The 22272-nt window shown below is 45.2% G+C and carries 25 protein-coding genes; 21 read left to right on the top strand and 4 right to left on the bottom strand.

Annotation, left to right across the window (positions count from 1 at the left end):
- Nucleotide 1: 1 nt before the first annotated feature.
- The 4 genes from ASG85_RS04775 to ASG85_RS04760 are packed head-to-tail and all read left to right on the top strand — an operon-like array spanning nucleotide 2 to nucleotide 3619.
- A complete protein-coding gene (locus ASG85_RS04775) occupies nucleotides 2-727 on the top strand; it encodes an ABC transporter ATP-binding protein (protein ID WP_060645535.1) in 726 nt (241 codons plus the stop codon).
- Nucleotides 714-1466, top strand: a complete 753-nt coding sequence (locus ASG85_RS04770) for an ABC transporter permease subunit (RefSeq protein WP_060645513.1) — start codon at nucleotides 714-716, stop codon at nucleotides 1464-1466. The genes ASG85_RS04775 and ASG85_RS04770 overlap by 14 nt, the downstream gene beginning before the upstream one ends.
- A 12-nt stretch (nucleotides 1467-1478) precedes the next feature.
- Complete coding sequence (locus ASG85_RS04765; RefSeq protein ID WP_060645512.1) at nucleotides 1479-2906, top strand: sensor histidine kinase; 1428 nt, start codon at nucleotides 1479-1481, stop codon at nucleotides 2904-2906.
- A gap of 17 nt (nucleotides 2907-2923) precedes the next feature.
- Nucleotides 2924-3619, top strand: coding sequence for a response regulator transcription factor (locus tag ASG85_RS04760; protein ID WP_060645511.1), 696 nt, complete (start codon nucleotides 2924-2926; stop codon nucleotides 3617-3619).
- 69 nt (nucleotides 3620-3688) lie between these two features.
- Here the strand turns inward: ASG85_RS04760 and ASG85_RS04755 are convergent, their stop codons facing one another.
- Together ASG85_RS04755 and ASG85_RS04750 are read right to left on the bottom strand one after the other, a co-directional pair.
- Nucleotides 3689-3961 carry a hypothetical protein gene (locus ASG85_RS04755; protein ID WP_060645510.1) on the bottom strand — a complete coding sequence of 91 codons (273 nt, stop codon included), beginning with the start codon at nucleotides 3959-3961 and terminating at the stop codon, nucleotides 3689-3691.
- Between the two features lie 33 nt (nucleotides 3962-3994).
- Entirely contained in the window at nucleotides 3995-4183 is a 189-nt protein-coding gene (locus tag ASG85_RS04750) for a YjzC family protein (RefSeq protein WP_057304405.1), read from the bottom strand.
- Between the two features lie 241 nt (nucleotides 4184-4424).
- On the opposite strand from ASG85_RS04750, the gene rpsF reads away from it, so the two are divergent.
- The 11 genes from rpsF to ASG85_RS04690 all read left to right on the top strand — a co-directional run bounded on the left by rpsF (nucleotide 4425) and on the right by ASG85_RS04690 (nucleotide 13954).
- Entirely contained in the window at nucleotides 4425-4712 is a 288-nt protein-coding gene (gene rpsF, locus ASG85_RS04740) for a 30S ribosomal protein S6 (protein ID WP_028557223.1), read from the top strand.
- 34 nt (nucleotides 4713-4746) lie between these two features.
- The gene (ssb, locus tag ASG85_RS04735) at nucleotides 4747-5232 is read left to right on the top strand and encodes a single-stranded DNA-binding protein (protein ID WP_029196140.1); all 486 of its coding nucleotides are present in this window, start codon (nucleotides 4747-4749) and stop codon (nucleotides 5230-5232) included.
- Between the two features lie 23 nt (nucleotides 5233-5255).
- A complete protein-coding gene (rpsR, locus tag ASG85_RS04730) occupies nucleotides 5256-5543 on the top strand; it encodes a 30S ribosomal protein S18 (protein WP_029196139.1) in 288 nt (95 codons plus the stop codon).
- Nucleotides 5544-5624: 81 nt separating this feature from the next.
- Nucleotides 5625-5963: a cupin domain-containing protein gene (locus ASG85_RS04725; protein WP_060645509.1), complete on the top strand. Its 339-nt coding sequence runs from the start codon at nucleotides 5625-5627 to the stop codon at nucleotides 5961-5963.
- A 73-nt stretch (nucleotides 5964-6036) separates the two neighbouring features.
- Nucleotides 6037-6348: a MazG-like family protein gene (locus tag ASG85_RS04720; protein ID WP_029196137.1), complete on the top strand. Its 312-nt coding sequence runs from the start codon at nucleotides 6037-6039 to the stop codon at nucleotides 6346-6348.
- Between the two features lie 6 nt (nucleotides 6349-6354).
- Nucleotides 6355-7269, top strand: a complete 915-nt coding sequence (locus ASG85_RS04715; RefSeq protein ID WP_063860153.1) for a DUF2232 domain-containing protein — start codon at nucleotides 6355-6357, stop codon at nucleotides 7267-7269.
- Nucleotides 7270-7287: 18 nt separating this feature from the next.
- Nucleotides 7288-9258: a DHH family phosphoesterase gene (locus ASG85_RS04710; protein WP_057304408.1), complete on the top strand. Its 1971-nt coding sequence runs from the start codon at nucleotides 7288-7290 to the stop codon at nucleotides 9256-9258.
- Nucleotides 9255-9704 (top strand): 50S ribosomal protein L9, encoded by a 450-nt coding sequence (gene rplI / locus ASG85_RS04705; RefSeq protein ID WP_056838752.1) that lies wholly within the window; start codon nucleotides 9255-9257, stop codon nucleotides 9702-9704. Before ASG85_RS04710 ends, rplI begins: the two co-directional genes overlap by 4 nt.
- A gap of 332 nt (nucleotides 9705-10036) precedes the next feature.
- Nucleotides 10037-11401, top strand: a complete 1365-nt coding sequence (gene dnaB, locus ASG85_RS04700; protein ID WP_029196133.1) for a replicative DNA helicase — start codon at nucleotides 10037-10039, stop codon at nucleotides 11399-11401.
- A gap of 431 nt (nucleotides 11402-11832) precedes the next feature.
- The gene (locus ASG85_RS04695; protein WP_057304409.1) at nucleotides 11833-13119 is read left to right on the top strand and encodes an adenylosuccinate synthase; all 1287 of its coding nucleotides are present in this window, start codon (nucleotides 11833-11835) and stop codon (nucleotides 13117-13119) included.
- Nucleotides 13120-13291: 172 nt separating this feature from the next.
- The gene (locus tag ASG85_RS04690) at nucleotides 13292-13954 is read left to right on the top strand and encodes a hypothetical protein (RefSeq protein ID WP_060645508.1); all 663 of its coding nucleotides are present in this window, start codon (nucleotides 13292-13294) and stop codon (nucleotides 13952-13954) included.
- A 19-nt stretch (nucleotides 13955-13973) separates the two neighbouring features.
- On the opposite strand, the gene ASG85_RS04685 is transcribed toward ASG85_RS04690, so the two are convergent.
- The gene (locus ASG85_RS04685) at nucleotides 13974-14234 is read right to left on the bottom strand and encodes a hypothetical protein (RefSeq protein WP_057304411.1); all 261 of its coding nucleotides are present in this window, start codon (nucleotides 14232-14234) and stop codon (nucleotides 13974-13976) included.
- A 272-nt stretch (nucleotides 14235-14506) separates the two neighbouring features.
- Here ASG85_RS04685 and ASG85_RS04680 point away from each other — a divergent pair, with 272 nt between their 5' ends.
- The 6 genes from ASG85_RS04680 to ASG85_RS04655 all read left to right on the top strand — a co-directional run bounded on the left by ASG85_RS04680 (nucleotide 14507) and on the right by ASG85_RS04655 (nucleotide 21831).
- Nucleotides 14507-16051: a M23 family metallopeptidase gene (locus tag ASG85_RS04680; RefSeq protein WP_060645507.1), complete on the top strand. Its 1545-nt coding sequence runs from the start codon at nucleotides 14507-14509 to the stop codon at nucleotides 16049-16051.
- 211 nt (nucleotides 16052-16262) lie between these two features.
- Nucleotides 16263-16982 carry a response regulator YycF gene (gene yycF / locus ASG85_RS04675; RefSeq protein WP_156396417.1) on the top strand — a complete coding sequence of 240 codons (720 nt, stop codon included), beginning with the start codon at nucleotides 16263-16265 and terminating at the stop codon, nucleotides 16980-16982.
- A gap of 2 nt (nucleotides 16983-16984) precedes the next feature.
- Complete coding sequence (gene walK, locus ASG85_RS04670; protein ID WP_057304414.1) at nucleotides 16985-18817, top strand: cell wall metabolism sensor histidine kinase WalK; 1833 nt, start codon at nucleotides 16985-16987, stop codon at nucleotides 18815-18817.
- Entirely contained in the window at nucleotides 18814-20103 is a 1290-nt protein-coding gene (locus tag ASG85_RS04665) for a YycH family regulatory protein (RefSeq protein WP_057304415.1), read from the top strand. The genes walK and ASG85_RS04665 overlap by 4 nt, the downstream gene beginning before the upstream one ends.
- Nucleotides 20104-20138: 35 nt before the next feature.
- Nucleotides 20139-20966 carry a two-component system regulatory protein YycI gene (yycI, locus tag ASG85_RS04660; protein ID WP_063860152.1) on the top strand — a complete coding sequence of 276 codons (828 nt, stop codon included), beginning with the start codon at nucleotides 20139-20141 and terminating at the stop codon, nucleotides 20964-20966.
- A gap of 64 nt (nucleotides 20967-21030) precedes the next feature.
- The gene (locus ASG85_RS04655) at nucleotides 21031-21831 is read left to right on the top strand and encodes an MBL fold metallo-hydrolase (protein ID WP_057304416.1); all 801 of its coding nucleotides are present in this window, start codon (nucleotides 21031-21033) and stop codon (nucleotides 21829-21831) included.
- Here the strand turns inward: ASG85_RS04655 and ASG85_RS04650 are convergent.
- The gene (locus tag ASG85_RS04650; protein WP_029196124.1) at nucleotides 21800-22009 is read right to left on the bottom strand and encodes a hypothetical protein; all 210 of its coding nucleotides are present in this window, start codon (nucleotides 22007-22009) and stop codon (nucleotides 21800-21802) included. The two genes, ASG85_RS04655 and ASG85_RS04650, sit on opposite strands and share 32 nt — an antisense overlap.
- Nucleotides 22010-22272 lie beyond the last annotated feature (263 nt).

The following is a 22272-nucleotide window of genomic DNA, read 5'->3' as shown; positions in this document are numbered from 1 at the left end:
ATTGACAGTCAAGGCGATTGAAATAAACGATTTAACCAAGTCATTTAAGAATGGTCGGGGAATTAGCGAGTTGAACTTAGAAGTAGATCAAGGGGATATATTCGGTTTTCTGGGGCCAAATGGTGCAGGGAAAACGACAGCCATGAAGATGATAACAGGACTTATGAAACCGGATCGTGGCGATGTGAAGATTTTTGGAGCGAGCATTTTAGAAGACTATGTCAATGCGATGAAGCATATAGGCTGTATGATTGAAACAGCTGAATCATATCCCTATTTGACGGCAAATGAAAACTTAAAACTGTTTGCGAGGTTCTATCCAGAAGTTGATCAGCGAAGAATCGACGAATGTCTTGAAATCACGGGGATGCTGAAATATAAAAATGAAAAATCACAGAAATTTTCACTCGGGATGAAACAAAGGCTGGGGATAGCGGCTGCGATTCTGTCCAAACCAAAGCTTTTAATTTTGGACGAGCCTTTGAACGGACTTGATGTCGAGGGGATGCTGGAAATGAGGAAATTGATCAAACAGCTTTCCCAGGAAGGTACGACTTTCTTTATTTCCAGCCACTTGATTCATGATGTGGAATTAACGTGCACAAGAATCGGGATTATTTACGGAGGCAAGCTTGTCAACGTCGAATATACCCAGAATATTCTTTCTTACTATTCTTCGCTTGAAAATTATTTTGTAAGTGAGGTGGACAGGAATGGCAGGGTTTAAAGCTGCATTTATAAATGAATCCGTGAAGCTGCTGAAAAAGAAAAAAATGCTTGCAGCCGTGATTTTGTCCATTCTTGCCGTTGTGATCGGGCAAATTGCCGTAACGACGATTAAGCATGGCCTTGGATTAAGGGTAGTTGGTAGTGTTGAATTCCCCATAGTGGTGCTAACGTTTATTACTTATACGCTTTTACCACTGTTTGCCATTTTTGTAGCGATCGATATGTTTAACGGTGAATCCTCGTCGAATACGATGAAAATAACTCTCTTAAGGCCGGTCTCCAGATTTGGTGTTTTTAGTGCGAAAGTATTAAATTTGGCCTTGTTTATTGTTGGGAACCTTTTGTTTGTTATGCTTCTTTCTTTGCTTGTTGGATTCATATTTAATCCAGCGTCTGCCAGCTTCATAGGGATCGTAAAGGTGATATTGTCATATGGCTTAACTTTTCTTCCTGTATTTGTGTTTGCACTTATTGTCGTCCTGTTGTCCAATGTGATCCAGGGAGGACTAGCCGTATTTTTCCTCTCTATACTGGTGTTTATCGGATTTAATTTTATGGGTATTGTGTTCTCATCCTATTCAAGTTTTTTTATTACGTCGATGTTTGATTGGTACACTCTCTGGATTTCTGAATCGATCAATGTGTTTAAGATATTCCGACAGATCTTAATCATGTCAGGCTGTGGTATCATGTTATTTACTACGGGGTATTACTTGTTTGACAGGAAGGATATATAGAAAGGAATATACATGCACTTAACCAAACGTTTTTTCACGATGAATGCGCTGGCTGTACTGGTCTCCATTGGTTTGACGTTCCTGGCTGTCATTATTTTTGTTGCTACTTATACGAAAGTTTTTGGCCGCGAAGCCGGTATAAAGGAGTTTCAAAAAGTCTTCGAAGTCAGGGCAGCGATCAGCGAAATCAAAAGAGAAGCACTGACCTTTAAGTTCGAGCAGCTCTTGGATCATAACTATCAACAAAAGCTCTCTGATCGAGTTAACGCTTTGGATGCCAGTGCGATCATTTTAATAAATAGAGAAGTTTTGTACGCTACACAAAATTTTAATAAGTTCGATATCGATAAAAGCCTAATGCTATCTGACGATTCATCTAGTCTGGATGAGATTGAGCTTGATGGCAAAACTTATATGTTTACTCGAGCGGATTACAAACTACCATCCGGCGAAAGGGGCATTTTGCTGCTGCTTGCGCCAATCGAGGTGAAAACAAGCTTTTATGTGCTGCTTGGCATTTTTACAGTCAGCTTTTTTACCGTGGTATTTTTGCTAATGAATTTTTGGATTTCGTATAAGTTTTCACGCGGAATTATTTTACCGATTTCCAGGTTAAAGGATGCCGCTATTAAAATCAGGGAAGGGGATTTAAGCTGTGAGATTTCCGAAGAGGGCGAAGGCGAAATTCGGGAATTAGGCAGAACCTTGGAGTTAATGCGGATCAAGCTGAAGGAGTCAATATATTTGCAGCAAAAGTATGATGATAACAGGAAGTTTTTAGTTTCAAGCATTTCTCATGACTTAAAGACGCCTGTTACTTCCATTAAAGGTTATATTGAAGGGATTATAGATGGGGTAGCCAAGACACCTGAGAAACTTGAGGAGTACCTGGAAACTGCACGATCCAAAGCTATTTTGGTGAACGCTATGATCGATGATCTTCTTTTATATTCCAAGCTTGATTTGAACCAGCTTCCTTATCATTTTGAGAAAAGCGATTTAGCGAGCTATTTCGAGGATTGCGTCGCGGATCATAAATATGAGTGTGAAAAGGCTGACCTTTCATTAGAGTTAATAAATGAATTAAAGGAGCCAGTTAAAGTATTAATTGATCGTGAAAGATTAAAGAGGGTCATCCAGAACATTCTTGATAATGCTGTGATGTATGCAGGTAAGGCAGATGGAAAGATTGCCATAATTCTCAGGGAAACACGAACGTCTGCTATTATAGAAATTAAGGACAATGGTAATGGAATACCCGAGAACAAACTCCCCTACATATTTGAACGATTCTATCAGGTAGACCCTTCAAGAAAAAGCGGCAGCGGACTAGGACTTGCTATCGCCAAGCAAATTATAGAAGGGCACGAAGGGAAAATATGGGCAAAAAGCGTTGTGGGAGAGGGGACTCGTATAATGATATCTCTGAAAAAGTTCTAGCATGTTTGGAGGCTATGATGAAAAAAATTCTGATTGTTGAGGACGACCAAAGTATCGCCAATTTGCAAAAGGATTACCTTGAGTTGAGCGGTTATTCGGTTAAGACGGTGAACAACGGATCAGCGGGTTTGAGAGCTCTAAAAGAGGAAGAATTTGAGCTCATTATATTAGATATTATGCTGCCGGATATGGACGGGTTTGAAGTTTTGAGAACAGTTCGCGAGCAGGATGATATTCCAGTTCTTCTGGTATCAGCAAGAGCAGAGGAAATCTATAAAATTAATGGTTTAGGCCTCGGCGCGGACGATTATATTACAAAGCCGTTCAGCTCGGGTGAGCTGGTAGCCCGGGTTGGTGCCCATCTGAAAAAATTTGAGCGGATGAAAGAGCGGTTTGGAAAGGGGAATGAGGGAAGCACGATCCAGATTAGGGGCCTTGAGATTCAAAAGGATGCCAGGAGAGTTTTTGTGAACGGGAATGAAGTCATTTTGGCGCAAAAGGAATTTGACCTGCTTTTATTTCTTTTGCAGCATGCCAATCGGGTGTTTGGCAAAGAAGAACTTTTTGAGAGAATCTGGGGGATGGATGCGATGAGCGACACCTCTACCGTAACGGTTCATATTGCCAGAATCAGAGAGAAAATTGAGGAAATCCCATCTAAACCCCAGTATATAGGAACAGTTTGGGGATCAGGGTATAGGTTTATGGTTTGATCATTCAATTGAAAAGAGCTGGCCCTTAAGTAGGTAAACTACAATAGAGCCAGCTTTTCATTCCAACCGCTATTTGTTCCTATGCCGCCCCGTGTAGCTGACAGAGAAACGGTCAATAATATACCCAACCAGGGCCCATGAGGCAATCGTTAACGCATAAATGACGAGCATTCGAAACATGGAAATTTCATAGATGTTCGTAAATGTTGATGCAAACCATGCTGGTACACTGAGCGCGTAGAACAGCATATAAAAGGCATCGTGATCATGAAATAAATAATGAACCAAGCACAAGGCAGCACCTAGGAAGGTAAACAGCCAAGTAAACGTGGTAGTCCTCATAGCTCATTCTCCTAGTCATGTTGAACTTCGATCTTACTGCCGTAAATGTTTCCGATGCCATTTCCGATTGTGGTTGCTCGTTTCTGGGAAGGTATCACCCTTTTTCAGTGTAACGATTTTGGGGTTGTTAATCCCCATGTGAAAAGCATTTTCGCCAACTTCGATATACTGACCGTCGTTAGGAACATGATCGCCAGCATTGAATTGTGTCCATTCACCCATGATGATCACCTCTTCTTAAGAATAACAATCATGTTTAGATTACCCCTTTGGAGGGGAAGCATGTATGAATCCCATTACCAGCTTCCTCCTTCGCAGTTTATTAGAGAAAAACTTGTAATCTGTCGCTCGATTTGCTATAGTATTCAGGTGCGAGTTTTGAATAAGAATCCTCGCTCCTTGCTCCTTCGCTTGTCTGACAAGCTTAAAGAGGAGCCGCTTAGTCCAAAAGGAGGTGAAATACATGCGCAAATATGAACTGATGTACATCATTCGTACAGACGTTGAACAAGAAGTTGTTCAATCTACGGTAGAAAAGTTCCAAGGCATCATCACGAACGGTGGGGGAGAAATCTCCAAACATGACCTGATGGGCAAACGCCGTCTTGCGTATGAGATCAAGAAGTTCCGTGACGGGCACTATGTGCTGGTACACTTCAACGCAGAACCTGCTGTTGTAACTGAACTTGATCGCGTACTTAAGATTTCGGACGAAGTTATTCGTCACTTAATCGTAAACGACGTAGCTTAATTCATGCCAGTATTTTCGTCAGGAGGGTTGTTCCATGTTGAACCGTGTTATTCTTATCGGTCGATTGACCAAAGATCCAGAACTTCGTTATACACCAGCTGGCGTAGCTGTTACCCAATTTACACTTGCAGTAGACCGCCCTTTCACGAACTCACAGTCGAAAGAACGGGAAGCGGACTTTATCAATATCGTCACGTGGAGGCAGCTTGCTGAAACTTGTGCGAACTATTTGCGTAAAGGTCGTTTAACAGCAGTGGAAGGACGTATTCAGGTACGGAATTACGACAACAATGAGGGCAAGCGTGTTTATGTGACCGAAGTTATTGCCGATAATGTACGTTTCCTTGAATCCAGCAACAGCGGCGGTAATCGCGAAGAAGGCGGATCATCTAACGCAAACGCAAGCTACGGCGGCGGAAGCGGCAGTGGCAATCGTGGCGGTGGATCGCGCGAGCAGCAGGATCCTTTCATTGATGACGGAAAACCGATCGATATTTCCGATGATGACTTGCCATTCTAAAGTAGAAAGGACTGAACAAACTAATGGCTTTCCAAAAAAGAGATAATAACAGTGAAGATCGCGGCGACCGCAAATTTGCTCCTCGTGGTAAAGGCGGTAAAGGTAAACGTCGTAAGGTTTGTTACTTCACAGTAAACAAAATCAAGCACATTGACTATAAAGATATTGAAACTCTTAAAAAGTTCATCAGTGAGCGCGGGAAGATTCTTCCTAGACGTGTAACTGGTACTTCCGCTAAGTACCAACGTGCATTGACGATCGCTATCAAGCGCTCCCGTACAATCGCATTGTTGCCTTACACAACGGAATAGGGTTAAACCAAGAAGGCAGCTGTATCTAACGGCTGTCTTTTTTGTATGCCAAGAAGCAAACGGCGGGGGGAGGAACCAATCGTGAAAATCCACAAAGAGCAGGCGGATCACTACATATGGGGCGATGCTTGCGACGGCTGGTACCTAGAGCGGGATGCGGATAGGACCATTATTCAAGAGCGTATGCCGGCGGGCGCGAGTGAAATTAAGCATGTGCATCAAAAAGCGAAGCAGTTTTTCTTCATTTTAAGTGGAGAAGCTAAGATGTGGATTGATGGTACGGACATCATCCTGAAGCCGCAGGAAGGCTGCACAATCTTGCCCGGTATTCCGCATCAAATTCGTAACGAATCATTGGAAGATGTCGAATTTCTAGTCATATCAACACCTTGGGCGCAGGGGGATCGAACAGCTCTGTAGAGGCTTTCTTTTCTTGTGCCTATTTGTGGTATAATTGACACAATAGTCATTGCTGAATGAGGAGAGATGACGGTTGCTGAATAGGGAAAAGGATGTTGACCTAGCCAGACGGGCCAAAGTCATTGAATGGCTCAAGACAGAAGTCGTAGATCATGTGGCTCATCTGCTCAAAGGTATATGGGAAGGCAGCCATGTGAAAATTGTAGATGGATTAGCCAGCTTAATTTCGAGCGGTTACATCTTAGGCAGAAGACTAGGCATTTCCTTTCACAGTTTAGACGAAGCTATTGTAGAGAAAATGAAGAAGCACCGCCAAGAGGGCCATCAACTTGAGGACTGGTACGGCGACATTTCATCGCTAGAAGAACATTTACGTAAGAGGTGAGCCCGGTTGGGGAAACGAAGTTGGCAAAGCATCATATGGAGCGCAGTGACGATCGTCTCATTGCTATCTCTAATGACGCCTTTTATTATTTTCACATTTAGTTTTCTCATGATTCCAGTTCTAATGTTATATGTAAAATCAAGCACAAGGCGTTTCGTCATTAGCTATGTGCTCAGCTTGCTCGTTGTTTATATTCTTACCCAATGGCAGGGAATATTCCTTATGTCGGTATCCCTGTTCTTCTTACCGCCTGTTCTGGTCATGGGTAACTTGTATAAACGTAAAGCAGCGGCAAGATCCGTGTTGACGGCAGGAATTATCACGATTCTGGCAGAGTCTCTGGTGAGTCTGGTTATCGGGTATGCGTTCGGATTTGATCCAGTTTCCAGGTTCAAGCAATTCATGATGGAAAGTATAGCGGCCATGCCTCCAGGGATCCGCGATATTTTGCCAAAAGATCAGGATTGGTATGTCAATTTCATTGTGCAAGTAATTCCTTTATATTTAATTTTTGTTGCCCTATTCTACACGTTTGTCTCCCACGGCATTAGCCGCTGGCTGCTCAACAAAACAGGAGAAGGGATTCCAGGACTGCGCCCGATGAGGGAGTGGATGCTGCAGAAATCGCTTGTCTGGATCTATTTAGTTGTATTTGTTTTAGATTTATTTATTAATCCGGCTTCCATTTCGCTGATTTCTACGCTACTAATGAATGCGATGCCGCTGCTTATGCTAGCCTTTGCTATTCAGGCGATTTGTTTTCTATTCTTTGTTGCCCATGTGAACAAGTGGAAGCCAATATTACCTATCGTGGCGATTGTATTACTTTGCTTCATGCCTCCTTTATTTATCGTATACAGCTTATTAGGGGTATTTGATGTTGCGTTTCCAATCCGAGAACGGTTCAAGAAAAATATATAGGATTAGGAGCTAGTTCGAATGCCGAAGTTCCTTTTAAAGCGGTGGCACGGTCAACATATCGTGTGGATTTTCGTCCTACTTATCATTCTGACAGCCATTATTTATATGTTCAAATGGTGGCTGGGCCTCACAGCCTTTCTGATCTGCGGTGTATTGGCCTACTTTACGCTGCAAGCGGAGACTGCTTTTCGTAGAGAGTTAAATACGTACGTTGGTACGATTACACATCGGGTGAAAAAAGCGGGCAATGAAGTGATGAGCGGCCTTCCCATCGGAATTATTTTATATAATGAAGAGAAGCGCATCGAGTGGCACAACCCTTTTGTGGCAAAAATGCTTGAGAAGGATTCGGTCATTGGCGAGTCGCTATTTGAATTCTTCCCTGATTTGAAAAACAAAAAGGACAAAAGCGACAAAAGTGACAAGCTGGAGCTGTCGATTGGGAAGTTTATCTATCAAGTATGGATTAAGCCTGAGGAGCGGCTGCTTTATTTCCGTGAAATAACGGAGCAAGCGATTTTGGCGAAGAAGTACGAAGATGAGAAAACAGCGATCGGCATCGTAATGATGGATAATCTGGAGGAATCGACACAAGGTCTCGATGATCAGACCCGCAGTATTATGCTGGCTAAGGTGACTGGTGAGATTACCGAATGGGCTCAGAAGTACCAGCTCTATTTGCGCCGGACGTCGTCGGATCGATTCCTTATTCTGATGGATCAGAAGGCTTTGCGCCAACTGGAACAAACGCGTTTTGAAATCCTGGACGAAGTGCGGGATTTGACGATTGAAAATAAGCTTCCATTGACGCTTAGTATTGGGATCGCTTCAGGAGCTGAGCAGCTCATGGAACTTGGCCAAATGGCACAGATGGGACTAGACATGTCACTAGGCCGCGGCGGCGATCAGGTCACGGTTAAAGTCGGGCAGCGACTTTCCTTCTATGGCGGAAGAACGAATGCGGTTGAGAAGCGTACGCGGGTTCGGGCTAGAGTCATTTCTCACGCCTTGCGTGATCTAATGAAGGATAGCGATAAAGTGATCATCATGGGTCACCGGTTTCCTGATATGGACTCCGTTGGCGCAGCAATTGGTGTCTTGAAGGCTGTACAGGTTGTCGGCAAGGAAGGCTATATTGTACTGGAGGGCATTAATCCCTCGATTCAGAAGGTCATGGAGACGATTGCTGCCGATGAGCGGCTGCATCGTTGGTTCATTACGCCGGAACAGGCGATGCAGATTACGACACAGCGCTCGCTGGCGGTTGTTTTGGACACACATAAGGCGTCCATGGTAGCCGAGCCTAAACTGCTGCAGCAGACGCACAGGGTCGTGGTTGTCGATCACCATCGCCGTAGTGAGGAGTTCATCCATGATGCGACACTCGTCTATATGGAGCCGTATGCGTCCTCAACGTGTGAGCTTGTGACGGAGTTGCTTCAATATATCAATGAAAAGCTAACCATGGAAGTATTGGAGGCAACGATGCTGCTGGCTGGGATCGTTGTTGATACGAAGAGTTTCAGTCTCCGAACAGGGGCAAGAACCTTCGAAGCGGCATCCTATTTGCGCCGAAATGGTGCTGATTCCGCCTTAATTCAGCGATTGCTGAAGGAAGATCTCGATTCATATATCGAGAGAGCGGAAGTCATTAAACATACAGAAACGATTTACGAGCATGTTGCATTGGCAGTTGCTGAGCCAAATCGCAAATATTCTCAGTTGATGATTGCGCAAGTAGCTGATACATTGTTGAATATGACGAATATTATGGCATCCTTTGTCATCGCCGAACGACCGGACGGATTGATCGGGATTAGCGCAAGATCACTAGGACAGATGAACGTTCAGATCGTGATGGAGCGTCTGGGCGGAGGCGGGCATTTAACGAATGCAGCTACGCAGATAGATGGCACCTTAGAGGAAGCAACGAACCGATTGAAGAAAGTATTAGAGGAAATGCAGGAAGAGGAGGGACTTTTCGAATGAAAGTCATTTTACTTAAAGACGTAAAAGGCCAAGGTAAGAAGGGCGAAGTGAAAGAAGTATCTGAGGGCTACGCACAGAATTTCCTAATCGCGCAGGGACTTGCGGCTCCAGCTACACAAGGAACTGTTAAGGTGCTTGATAATCAGAAAAAAGCTGAGCAGCGCCGCAAGGATCAAGAGAAAGCCGATGCTCAGGCACTCGGTGAGAAGCTTGGTGAAATGACAGTTCAAATCAAGGCGAAAGCCGGTGAAGGCGGACGTCTATTCGGAGCTATTCCTAGTAAGCAAATCGCAGAGATTCTCGAGAAGCAGTATAAAATCGTAATCGATAAGCGCAAAATCGTGCTAGAAGATCCAATTCGTACCCTTGGTGTGACGAAGGTTGCTGTGAAACTGCATAGTGAAGTAACGGCGAGCTTGAACGTACACGTGACGGAAGAGAAGTAAGAGTTAGAGGAATCAGAACGTAGGTAACGTGTTCTGGAGCAAGAGAAAACAGCGTTATTGAGAAAGAACATGGATGAAGGTAAGAGTCCCTTGGAGGGGCTCTTATCTATTGTGAGGTAATACCGCGGTTGTAGATTCTACGAGATAATTTTCGTAGTTTGCTTCGGGTACTTTATTTGATGTCTGTAAAGCTATTTAAGAGTTTAGAGAGTTTAATAGAGCAAAGAATAAAAGTTAAACACGGATGATAGAATGCGATTGAAGAGTTTCTCATCCATTTGTGATGCAAGAATAGTAAACTAACTAACGAAAAGAAAGGCGGGTACAGCAGCATGAGCGGAGATAATATGTTTATGGATCGTGTACCCCCACAAAATATAGAAGCCGAGCAAGCCGTACTCGGTGCTATTTTGATTCACGGCGAAGCCTTGATTACCGCCATGGAGCGGATATCAAGCGACGACTTCTATCGTGGTACACATCAACGCATCTTCGAGGCGATCGTAGAACTCGCAGAAGAGCAGGAGCCTGTCGACCTGATCACGCTTACGTCGCGGCTACAGAACAAGCAGCAGCTTGAAGAAATCGGCGGCGTGACGTATCTTTCTGAGTTGGCTAATGCGGTGCCAACAGCAGCAAACATTGACTACTACGCGGCTATCGTCGAGGAGAAGTCGATGTTGCGCCGCCTTATTCGCACGGCGACCCAGATCGTCTCCAATGGCTATGCCAATGAGGACGATGTTGGGTCGATGCTCAGCGAAGCGGAGGCGAAGATCCTTGAGATCTCGCAGCGCCGCAGTTCCAGCGGCTTCGTGGTTATTCGCGATGTGCTCATGGAAGTATTCGAGAAAGTGGAGCAGCTTTACTCAAATAAGGGAGGGTCAACGGGAATCCCTTCGGGCTTCATTGACCTCGACAAGATGACGTCCGGCTTCCAGCGCTCGGACCTTGTTATCTTGGCCGCCCGTCCTTCGGTCGGTAAGACCGCGTTCGCGCTGAACGTTGCGCAGAACGTGGGCGTACGGGCCAAAGAAACCGTCGCCATCTTCTCTCTGGAGATGGGTGCGGCGCAGCTCGTACAGCGTATGATCTGCGCGGAAGCGAACGTCGACGCGAACCGCATGCGGACGGGTTATCTCGAGGGCGACGACTGGGAGAAGCTGACGATGGCGATTGGCGCCTTGTCCGAAGCAAACATCTACATCGATGATTCACCATCGATTACGGTTGCGGACATCCGCGCGAAGTGCCGTCGTCTGCAGCAGGAGAAGGGGCTCGGCATGATCCTCATCGACTACCTGCAGCTCATTGCCGGCCGCGGCAAAGGCGATAACCGTCAGCAGGAGGTCTCTGAGATCTCCCGTACGCTGAAGCAAATTGCGCGTGAGCTCAACGTTCCGGTCATCGCGCTCTCGCAGCTGAGCCGGGGTGTTGAGCAGCGGCAAGACAAGCGTCCGATGATGTCTGACCTTAGGGAATCGGGATCCATCGAGCAAGATGCCGACATCGTAGCGTTCCTTTACCGGGACGATTACTACGATAAGGAATCCGAGAAGAAGAACATTATCGAGATTATTATTGCTAAGCAGCGGAACGGTCCGGTAGGAACCGTAGAGCTGGCTTTCTTGAAGCAATTTAATAAGTTTGTGAACATGGATCGAAGTCACCAGGAAGCAGCAGCCGCGCAGTATTGACGGCTGTTTTTTTTATTTAACCTATCAGTTTGCGCAATATCCGAACGATTATACAGGCACCTGTGTAATTGTTCGTTTTTAATTGACTTTGCTCAGGGGGACTGCTACACTAGAGACGGTGAAAAAACCTTGGTCGAATGCCTGCTTATCATAAGGCAACTTCGAAATAAGGTCGTTTTTCATGCCGTAAGGTAGGTTCACTTCCTGCAGATGACTGCCGAAGAAACCTGGATGTTCCTTTGCGGTGAGTAAGCCCTCTGAACCGGTTCACTAAGTGTGCAACGGTGTATAGAGGTATTTGCATCGCCAGAGGGAAAGTACGATGGACGCTAGACGCTTTAGCGCTTTAACGAAGTCCAACTTCTCTCTGTGGTACTAAAGCCATAACGGCTCATTATGGGTGATTCGTCACCGTACGGAGGTAAGTGCATATGTCAACGGTTGTTGTTGTCGGTACGCAATGGGGAGATGAAGGGAAAGGGAAAATCACGGATTTCTTAGCGGAATCTGCTGAGGTCGTTGCTCGTTATCAAGGTGGTAACAATGCCGGCCATACGATCATTATTAGCGGGAAGAAATATAAGCTAACGATGATTCCTTCAGGTATTTTTTACAAAGATAAAGCTTGTGTAATCGGGAATGGCATGGTTATTAACCCGGCTGCGCTCATTGAAGAAATTAACTACATTCATGATAATGGTTTTACGACGACGAACCTCAATATCAGTGACCGCGCGCATGTCATTATGCCGTATCATTTGCTGATGGATGGTCTGGAAGAAGATCGCAAAGGTGATAGCAAAATTGGCACGACCCGCAAAGGGATCGGACCTTGTTATATGGATAAAGCAGCTCGTAACGGTATTCGTATTGCTGATCTAATGGACGCGGAAGAGTTTGAATTGAAGCTTAGACGCATCGTTGCAGAGAAAAATGTTGTGATTGAGCAAGTTTACGGTTCACAGGGTCTTGATATAGAGCCGATTCTCAAAGAATATCTCGAGTACGCTGAAGTCATTCGTCCATATGTAACGGATACGTCGGTTGTATTGAACCAATACATTGATCAAGGCCGCAGAGTGCTGTTCGAAGGAGCACAAGGTGTTATGTTGGATATCGACCAAGGCACATACCCGTATGTTACTTCTTCGAACCCAACTGCAGGCGGTGTATGTATCGGTTCCGGCGTAGGCCCAACGAAGATCCACAACATCATTGGTGTGGCGAAAGCTTACACGACTCGTGTTGGTGATGGTCCGTTCCCTACGGAGCTTGACAATGAAATCGGCGCTTGGATTCGTGAAAAAGGCTTTGAATACGGTACGGTAACGGGTCGTCCACGTCGTGTTGGTTGGTTCGACAGCGTTGTTGTTCGTCACGCAAGACGTGTTAGCGGAATCACGGGTCTTTCCCTAAATTCCATCGACGTTCTGACAGGACTTGAAACGGTGAAAATTTGCACAGGCTACATGTACCGCGGTGAGTTAATTGAGCATTACCCAGCTAGCCTGAAAGCTATCTCCGAGTGTGTAGCAGTATACGAGGAGCTTCCAGGTTGGACAGAAGACGTATCCGGCGCACGTACGCTGAGCGATCTGCCTGAGAATGCCAGACATTATGTGGAGCGTGTTTCCCAGCTGACAGGTATTCCAATCGCGATCTTCTCCGTAGGTCGTAATCGTGAACAAACAAACCTGGTTCGTCCAATCTACGCATAATCATAAAGAAATGAAGCGTAATGTTCGCTTCTTCCTGAATAACTTTAAGAAATCCTCTGGGCTGTTTTGCAGCTTAGAGGATTTCTTTTTTATCAAAAAGGGATTTAATGGAGATGATTTCGTCAATACTGGAAGGGAGGAACATGATTATGCGCCAGGAGTGATAGCGAGAATGAAATTAATAGCATGGTTAAGTAAGATCGTCATTGGAACAGTCCTAATTACATCGATAACGATGTTTACGACATGGTATGTTGTAAATATGTACGTGGAGGATATATTTCGACAATATCAGATCCCAGCTTTGGGTAAAAAGGTTCAATTTAACGAATTTGCTGCAAGATTGGCGGGGGAGCTGAATATAGTTATGCGTAGAGACGGGGGGAAGCAAGCTGCCCCAGCTGAAAGCCCTGCACCTACGAAGCCTGTTCCTAGTCTCAACCCGTCTGGAAGCTTATCTAGCCCAAGTCCAAACGATCAACTTCCCACAAATGGAGTTAGTTCAATGGACGGTGGAGATGCTTCCCAAGGAGCCAAGGATGATGCCATAGCCGTTATGGGAAGAGCGCGAAGTGAAGCGAACGAGCAGAAAAAGGAACTCGTCATGTCGACGGAGGATTTTGCCAAAAAGAAAGAAGCACTGTCTAGCGACGATAAGATGAAAATATTTTCTCTAGTTGTTGCCAAGCTGCCGCAAAGTGACGTGCAGAATCTATCCGTTTTGCTCGAAGATGGGATTACCGCAGAAGAGCTAAAGCAGGTCAATGGCACGCTTAAAAAGTACTTAAGTGAGAAGGAATTGAAGCAGCTCACAGATATCCTAAGCAAGTATTAATCCATTCCATACTTGGATGTTAATGGAGCTGCCCGCCATATTTGATAATCGTATCCTCAGCTTGGCGATAGCGTGACTTCTCAACACTTACCATGAGTGCAAAGGAGGGCTCAGCTGCAAAGCTGTCTACGGATTGAATGAAGCTGTCAGCTTGTTGATCAGAACTAGGTACTACGCCATTATCGAATTTGATATCTAGTACACCCTGTAGTTTAAGTACTTCAGCCGCTTGCTCTAAATTATCCTTATTATGGAATGTAGCCGCCAAATTAACTTCCATCGTTGATGTCCCCTTTCAATTTTTCATGCTAATTCGTCAATCCTTGTAGCAGTGCGCATAATCTCTTGGATTTTCATACAAAAAATTGAATTTATAGTGCCTTCTTTTGGTGATGGACACGAATCTATCACATGGATTTCGAGTATTTTGTTGAAATAGGCAGAGAAAGTGTGTTAAATTTAACAAAAGGCTGACATCCTTTATGGATATTATGTCTAATCAAGGTTTATTTATGTATCTACGGATGCAAAACCGTTCAAAGGGAGAAGATCATGACAGGTTTCAGGGGAATGCGCTTTGTCATGGATCTCATCAAGAGATTCACGCCTAAGCGAGAAAGCTTGACCGGAAATGAATCAATATCAGACAAGCAGCTGGAAGTATCAACGACAACAACGACGCTAACGGTAATGAAACGACATAAATGGTCCCTTGCTCTGGGAGTTAGTGCAATTGCTCTAACTGGGATAATTACGTTTACTGGACATCAATATGTAGAAGCTGGCATGGTGAATGTGTATCATGTGAAGCTGGATGGCCAAGAAATAGGTATTGTAAGTGACAATAAGATTATTGATGAATATAAGCAAAAAAAACCGCAAGAAGTTCAACAAAAATTCCCAGATGTGCATGTCGTGCTGAAAACTAACGGAGTTACCTATGAGTCTGAAAAGGCTTTCAACGTAAAATCTGATGATTCAGCTGTTTTGGCAACACTTGATAAGCTGCTTGTGCCGCAACCGGTCGGCATTGAATTGAAGGTAGATGGGAAAACCATCGCAATTGTGAAGGATCAGCAGACGGCTGATCGGATTCTTGAACAAGTAAGTGCACCCTTCGCGCCTAAAGCCAAGGAAACCGCTAAGGTAGCTGCGCTATCAACAGAGTTGGGTGAGGATATCACAACAGCACCATCGGAACTCGAGAAAGTAGAGTTTATTCAGCAAGTCGATACTAAGGAAGTTCCTATCGAACCAGATGATTTGGCTAAACCGGAAGATGTCGTTAAGAAGCTCAAGACCGGTGATGTACAGCCTGCCAAGTATACGGTTGTCGAAGGAGATTGTGTCTCCTGTATCGCGAAGAAATTAGGGATTACGAAGCAATTCATTTATGATAATAACCCCGGCCTTCAAGATGATAAGCTGAAAATTGGCAACCAACTTGATGTGACGGTGCTCAAACCTACGCTCTCTGTTAAGACAACAGAACGGGTTGTACAGAATCAGGAGATTCAATACGACACTGAGTATGTGAAAGATGATTCACTTCGTGTAGGTGTAGTTCAACCGATAACGGCTGGAAAGAATGGACTGAAGAAGGTTACGATTCAAGTGACGAAGGTCGACGGTTTAATGACCGAAGAGAAGCTTGTGAATGAAGAGATCATTGATAAACCTGTTATGGCTAAGGTGAAAAAAGGAACGAAAGTGGTTCAAGGTGAAGGCTCAGGGAAGTTCGCGTGGCCTGTCATTTCCCCAAGTATTTCAAGTACGTTCGGCATGCGTTGGGGCAAGCTTCACAAAGGGATTGATATCACAGGCAACAAGAATATCATGACGGCTGATAACGGCAAAGTTACGGAAACCGGTTATAAATCCGATTACGGCAATTATATTATTATTAATCATTTGAACGGTTACGAGACGTTATATGGCCATTTGAGTAAAATTACTACCACCGAAGGTACAATCGTCGAAAAAGGCGATAAAATCGGTATTATGGGAAGTACAGGCGACTCCACGGGTGTTCACTTACATTTTGAGATTCACAAAAGTGGAAGTTTAGAAAATCCTTTAAAGTATTTAAACCGCTAATTATAGATAGAGGCAAGGTCAAACGGGACAACTCGGGGGACCTTGTCTCTTTTTTCCACAATAGAAAGAATAAGTTTCGATTTGCCTAGAGTAGAGGGCTTCTTACTTGAATGTATGATAAAATAGAGGGTAGTATGCTGGAAATAGACTAACATTACATGCTCGTCCCAGTGGGACGAAGTCATTTATCCTTGAGTAGGCGGTGGTAGGTTTGTTTGGTAAAATTCTCGTGGTGGATGACGAACAACCGATTGCAGATATTCTGAAATTTAATTTGGAAAAAGAGGGCTATCAGGTCATCTGTGCGTATGACGGCGGAAGCGCTGTAGAGCTTGCTTTCTCTGAGCAGCCGGATCTAATATTGCTGGATCTCATGCTGCCTGTGAAGGATGGGATGGATGTGTGCCGAGAGGTTCGCTCGAAGCTGAATACTCCTATCATTATGCTCACAGCGAAAGATACAGAACTGGATAAAGTGCTTGGCCTAGAAATGGGCGCAGACGATTATGTGACCAAGCCGTTCGGCACTAGGGAGCTGCTTGCCAGGGTGAAGGCGCATCTGCGCAGACAGACGAAAGCGCAGTTGGCTCCAAGCGAGTCTGACATGCAGCGGAATGGGATGCGTATTCATGCCCTGTTTATCGATAACGACATGTACATGGTGTATAAAGATGGCACACCGCTCGATTTGACGCATCGGGAATTCGAGCTTATTCAGTATTTGGCCAAAAACTCAGGCAAAGTCATGACACGCGAGCACCTGCTGCAGGCGGTGTGGGGCTTTGAATATTTCGGCGACGTACGAACAGTCGATGTAACGATTCGGCGCTTACGCGAGAAGCTGGAGACGGACCCGAGCCGTCCGGAGTATATTATGACGCGCAGGGGCCTCGGCTACTTGATGCGCAGTCCTAAGGCCGGAGGCTTCTGAGCATGAAGGGCATCCGCTTCTTCCAATCGATTCAAGCGAAGCTGATTATTATTTATGTCTTACTCATTCTGATCGCGATGCAGCTCATTGGCGTATATTTCTATAAGACGGTAGAGACGTACTTCAAGAATGACTTTTTGGCTTCACGCAACAGTCAAGTGACGCTGCTGGCCGGCTTTGTGGGGTCATACCTCACAGGGGATCAGGACAGCAAGAACGCTGCAGAAGGCAAGAAGACGTATGCGGATTTGAACGAATTCGTCAGCAATTTATTTTCTATTAATAATGCGGAAATTCAAATTATAGATGCGAACGGTAACGTTATTAGCACATCGGTTCCTAATCATTTGAAACAGAAGAACACGCAGCCGGAAGTTATCAGGGCGCTTCAGGGGATTAAGGATAACCAACGGATCTTCACGGATGAGGATGGCTATCGGAAGGTCATTATCGCCAAGCCGGTAGGCAGCGGTGCCCGTGTCCTGGGTGCGGTATACATTATTGCTTCGATGGAAGATGTCTATAAAACGATTCGATCGATTAATCGCATCCTCATCTCGGGAACTTTGATCGCTCTAGGGCTAACCGCTATTCTTGGTGTTCTTCTTACAAGTACGATTACGAATCCGATCAAAGAGATAACGAAGCAGGCGACGGCTGTCGCGGAGGGTAACTTTGACCAACAGGTTATTATTCAAGGGACCGATGAGATTGGACAGCTAGGTCAAACATTTAATTTTATGATGAATAGGCTTAAAGAAGCGCTCTCGCTGAATGAAGAAGAGAAGGAGAAGCTCGCCTCGATCTTAACGAATATGAATGACGGGATCATTGCCACTGACGATAGAGGGCATGTCATCGTGCTTAACCGCAGGGCGAAGCAGATTCTACAGACGGAAGAGGAGACGACGCTCGGTCTGGACATATCCGAGGTGCTCGGTATTCCGATGGATACGATTCGCGGTTTCCTCCAAGGACAGGTTAGTACAACGCTGCTGGATATTCATCTCCCCGATGACGATGAGCAGCTGTCTGTACGTATTACGTTCACGCCCATTCATCGCCGAGGTGAAGGGCAGAACGGGATTATTGCGGTGCTGCAGGACGTAACGGATCAGGAGAAGCTGGAGCAGGCGAGGCGCGAGTTCGTAGCGAATGTGTCGCATGAGCTGCGTACGCCGCTGACGACGATCAAGAGCTATCTGGAAGCGCTCGATGATGGCGCGCTCGAGGAGCCGCAGCTGGCTTCACGCTTCATTAGCGTTACGCGCAGCGAGACAGAGCGGATGATCCGCTTAGTGACGGATCTCCTGCATTTATCGAGGCTTGATTCCAAGCAATCGATGATGAGTAAATCCTCGACGCTTGTGAGTGAGATGCTGGAGGAGGTAGCCGACCGCTTCTCTTTCCAGCTGCAGCAGCGGAAGATTCAAATTCTAATTCATGTGGAGCAGGGCGTGACCCGCTTACTGCTCGATCGGGATAAAATTGATCAAGTACTCGACAATCTCGTGTCGAATGCGATTAAGTATACGGGTGATGAAGGGGCCATTCGGCTGGAAGCGAGAAAGATCGAGAAGGATGTATTGGAAATTTCGGTTCAGGATAACGGAATTGGCATCCCGAAGAAAGATCTGTCCCGTATTTTTGACCGATTCTACCGTGTGGACAAGGCACGTTCCCGCAATATGGGCGGTACAGGGTTAGGTCTTTCAATTGCCCGGGAAATAGTAAAAGCACATGGCGGCTCGATCAGTTTGGAGTCGGAATTAGGACAAGGAACTCGTGTTGTATTCCTACTACCGATTCAGCAAGAGGAGGAAGATGAGCTATGATCGAGAGTCTGAAATCCATCCTTCTTGTCGTTCTGATTGGGACGAGCTTGTACCAAAGCTTCTATCTAGCTTCGTACACCCCGCCGAAAATCGAACCTATTCAACAAAGTAATTATGTTCAGACGGAAACATTAGGTAAGCAATTGGAGCTTCATGACATGCTGTTTCCTGATCAAATCATCGTTCACTTAGGCAATCAGCAGCACTCTGTTCTGTATCCTAACAATTACTACTACACAAGACTGCTCGATAATATTAAGCAGCGAAGCTTTAAAGGCTTTCGCAAAACGTCGATGTATTTGGTTAATGTGAACTGGGAAGAAGTTCGAACGAAACAGCAAGGGGTTGAGATTCGATTCCGAGACGGCATCCCTTTTACGATTCTTCAGCAGCTGCTTCGTATTGAAGGCGAAATGCCGGTTGATAATGATAAAATCACGCGGATTTGGATTTACTCCAAGGGCAATAACGAGGATGTTCGTGCCTTCTTCTTTACGGATTCCCCGGGTGTTGGATACGAAGTCATCGGGGCCGATTTTACAAGTAAAGATGTGGAAAATTTCGCGGCATTTGGTGATCCGACGAATCTTTACAAATCGACAAACAGCGGGGACTACTATCTCCCAATAAAGCCGCTTCGACTGCCGAACTATATATTTAATTATAGCTTGTTGACGGCAGACCAACTGAAACAAAGCCTGTTCGTTGATCCGGGTATTACCCGATATCTCAAAGAACGCGACGGTTCTGAAATTTATACGGACAGCAAGCGCGGTTTTCAGCTAAATCGAGATTTGCGGTGGGTCACGTATTCGGATCCTGTTGCACCCGTAGAAAGTAAAACTGAGGTATTAGATGACTTGCAGGCGGGTATCAAATTTATTAATCAGCATATCGGTTGGGATGGGAAATATATCGTTTCTCGCACGCCGCAGAAGCAGTTAATCGATAGCCACTCGTTCACTTTCCGACAGTACTATGAATCCTTGCCGATTATTACGCCGCAGGCTGAGGGTTACGGCTCCATGAAAATGCAAGTTCAGAAGGGGATTATATCCGGATTCGAGAGGTCGATGATTATTCCAGACCTGAAGACGGTGCAGCGGCGTGATTTCGAAATCATGTCTGGTGACGCTTTGGAAGAAAGGCTGCAATATTATCAGAAGCGATCCAGTATTGTTTCTATTTTCCCAGCGTATCGTCCGGTAATAACAGATAAGACACTTGTATTGACGGCAACATGGGCTATTGAGCTGCGAGATGGCACGTATGATTTTATGGAGTAAGCAGGTTCCATTTCTGAGGAAAGGTTGGTGAGATCATGAATTGGAGTCGGGCTAAAACGATTTTGATTTGTTCCTTTTTGATGTTGAATTTGATTCTTGGTTTCCAACTTTGGTCCACCAATCGTTCCAATCAGACAGAAATCGCTTTGGATACATCAGGTACCGTAGAGGAGCTAAATAACGCGCTCCGAAACAAAAATATAAGGCTAATGGATGAGTTGCCGACGGATCAATCGAAGATGAAAGTTATAACGGTGAAGTATGACGATAATATGAAGCCCAGTGAACTGAAGACGCTGAAAACGCCCATTAATATGAGTAATTTGCTTGGTAAAGGGGCTAGCAAAGAAGTTCAAGCTCAGTCGGAAATACCGAATTTTGGCTTATATCAATTAGATTCAGCGATTAGTCGAAAAGGCGTTTATGTGTTCACGCAGCTATATGGCAAGATTCCTCTCTTCGATGTAAGAGTGGAACTGAGTGAGAATAATGGAGAAATTACCAGTTACCGTCAAGTATACGTTGAAGTAGAATCAGGAGTAGAGCAAACAGAGCAGAAGCTGATACCCGCTCAGTTAGCTGTTCGCAGCTTAGTGGACAATTATTTGAGTGATGGTGCCATTATTACGGAAGTCAGACTGGGGTATCACGGACAGCCGTATAATTCAGAAACGCAACCGATGTTTCCGCATTGGCGAATTAGGATCGATAACGGAGATATTTATTATGTGCAAGCTTTCAATGGAGCGGTTGAGTCTCCGCAGAAAGAGTCTGAATTGGCTCCATTTGGTACGCAAGCAGATGGTGCGAAAACAATGGAGATCCCTGAAAATAGCGGGGACAAGAGCAAGGATAAGAAGTAAGCAAGTGTGATAGTCAATAATTGACGGCTAGATGGATGACATGTAGGCATAGAGGAGTAGGAAGATGGGTATGAGGTTTACGGTACTGTCGAGCGGTTCGACAGGCAATGCGACGGTGGTTGATAATGGCGAGATCAAGCTGCTGATTGATGTGGGCTTTAGCGCTAAGAAGATGGAGCTGTTAATGAAAGAACGCGAGCTCGAGGCGAGCAGTATTGATGCCATTCTGGTCACACATGAGCATTCGGATCATATTAAAGGGTTGGGAGCACTGGCTCGCAAATATGATTTGCCTATCTATGCGAATGAGAAGACTTGGGAAGAGCTGGATCGTCAAATCGGTGTGATCGCGGAAGGCAACAAGAGAGTCATGGAAACCGGAGGTATCGAGGAATTCGGTACGCTGCGTGTTGAATCATTCGGAATATCGCATGATGCAGCGGAGCCGGTGGGGTACTGCTTTTATGAAGGAGAACAGAAGTTAAGCGTCGTAACGGACTTGGGATATATGAGCGAGAAGGTCAAAGAAAAGATTACGGATTCAGATAGCTTGGTACTCGAGACGAATCACGATGTGGACATGCTGCGCGTGGGGCACTATCCATGGAGTATTAAGCGTCGTATTCTTGGGGACAAGGGTCATTTATCCAATGAAGCCGCAGGGGAAGCGCTCTGTGACGTGTTAACGAGCAAGACGAAGTCCGTCTATATGGCGCATTTGAGCCGTGACCATAATTTAATGGATTTGGCCAGGCTAACGGTGAATAACATAGTACAAGAGCGTGCCCCTGAGGCTAAACAGCTGCGGCTGATGGATACATATTTTGACCGCTCTACGAAATGGGATGTATTGGATTCGGAGTAAGCGCGGCGTCGAGCTCTTTGGATTTGAGCTGGATTTCCTGCGCGGTGATGAGGCCCTTATCGATTAGAACTTGAATGAGAGATGAGAGGACGAGGGACTGGTGGTAGTGACTATCTTTGAGGTCAGCGAGCTTACCAATCATGTTAATTTCATCAAAATGGGAAGGAATACGGTTCATTCTGAGCATTCTCCTTTATTTGTATGATTTAAAATTTCAGTTAACTCTAGTATTTCGTTAAGAGATTTGGTTTACTATTATTGTAGGCAAGAAGTGCAGGAAACATTCCTATTTTTTGAAAAATAACAATTTATGGCGAGATCGAAAAGGAATGCAGAGATAACAATAAACAATCCAAGGCAAGATCGAAAAACAACCAAAGAAAAATAAAACAATCCAAGGCGAAAGCGGCATGGCTTAACCCCCATCAGCGAGGAGGGACC

The sequence above is a fragment of the Paenibacillus sp. Soil724D2 genome, from assembly GCF_001427935.1.
GTDB lineage: Bacteria > Bacillota > Bacilli > Paenibacillales > NBRC-103111 > Paenibacillus_E.
Note: the sequence above shows the minus strand (reverse complement) of the source record. Positions and strands in the feature narration are given on the sequence as shown.

What these genes read in the sequence shown, in the direction of transcription:
- ASG85_RS04770 (WP_060645513.1), top strand. Translation starts at nt 714, where the DNA reads ATGGCAGGGTTTAAAGCTGCATTTATAAATGAATCCGTGAAGCTGCTG.
- ASG85_RS04765 (WP_060645512.1), top strand. Translation starts at nt 1,479, where the DNA reads ATGCACTTAACCAAACGTTTTTTCACGATGAATGCGCTGGCTGTACTG.
- ASG85_RS04760 (WP_060645511.1), top strand. Translation starts at nt 2,924, where the DNA reads ATGAAAAAAATTCTGATTGTTGAGGACGACCAAAGTATCGCCAATTTG.
- ASG85_RS04755 (WP_060645510.1), bottom strand. Translation starts at nt 3,961, where the DNA reads ATGAGGACTACCACGTTTACTTGGCTGTTTACCTTCCTAGGTGCTGCC.
- ASG85_RS04750 (WP_057304405.1), bottom strand. Translation starts at nt 4,183, where the DNA reads ATGGGTGAATGGACACAATTCAATGCTGGCGATCATGTTCCTAACGAC.
- rpsF (WP_028557223.1), top strand. Translation starts at nt 4,425, where the DNA reads ATGCGCAAATATGAACTGATGTACATCATTCGTACAGACGTTGAACAA.
- ssb (WP_029196140.1), top strand. Translation starts at nt 4,747, where the DNA reads ATGTTGAACCGTGTTATTCTTATCGGTCGATTGACCAAAGATCCAGAA.
- rpsR (WP_029196139.1), top strand. Translation starts at nt 5,256, where the DNA reads ATGGCTTTCCAAAAAAGAGATAATAACAGTGAAGATCGCGGCGACCGC.
- ASG85_RS04710 (WP_057304408.1), top strand. Translation starts at nt 7,288, where the DNA reads ATGCCGAAGTTCCTTTTAAAGCGGTGGCACGGTCAACATATCGTGTGG.
- rplI (WP_056838752.1), top strand. Translation starts at nt 9,255, where the DNA reads ATGAAAGTCATTTTACTTAAAGACGTAAAAGGCCAAGGTAAGAAGGGC.
- dnaB (WP_029196133.1), top strand. Translation starts at nt 10,037, where the DNA reads ATGAGCGGAGATAATATGTTTATGGATCGTGTACCCCCACAAAATATA.
- ASG85_RS04695 (WP_057304409.1), top strand. Translation starts at nt 11,833, where the DNA reads ATGTCAACGGTTGTTGTTGTCGGTACGCAATGGGGAGATGAAGGGAAA.
- ASG85_RS04690 (WP_060645508.1), top strand. Translation starts at nt 13,292, where the DNA reads ATGAAATTAATAGCATGGTTAAGTAAGATCGTCATTGGAACAGTCCTA.
- ASG85_RS04685 (WP_057304411.1), bottom strand. Translation starts at nt 14,234, where the DNA reads ATGGAAGTTAATTTGGCGGCTACATTCCATAATAAGGATAATTTAGAG.
- ASG85_RS04680 (WP_060645507.1), top strand. Translation starts at nt 14,507, where the DNA reads ATGACAGGTTTCAGGGGAATGCGCTTTGTCATGGATCTCATCAAGAGA.
- walK (WP_057304414.1), top strand. Translation starts at nt 16,985, where the DNA reads ATGAAGGGCATCCGCTTCTTCCAATCGATTCAAGCGAAGCTGATTATT.
- ASG85_RS04665 (WP_057304415.1), top strand. Translation starts at nt 18,814, where the DNA reads ATGATCGAGAGTCTGAAATCCATCCTTCTTGTCGTTCTGATTGGGACG.
- yycI (WP_063860152.1), top strand. Translation starts at nt 20,139, where the DNA reads ATGAATTGGAGTCGGGCTAAAACGATTTTGATTTGTTCCTTTTTGATG.
- ASG85_RS04655 (WP_057304416.1), top strand. Translation starts at nt 21,031, where the DNA reads ATGGGTATGAGGTTTACGGTACTGTCGAGCGGTTCGACAGGCAATGCG.
- ASG85_RS04650 (WP_029196124.1), bottom strand. Translation starts at nt 22,009, where the DNA reads ATGAACCGTATTCCTTCCCATTTTGATGAAATTAACATGATTGGTAAG.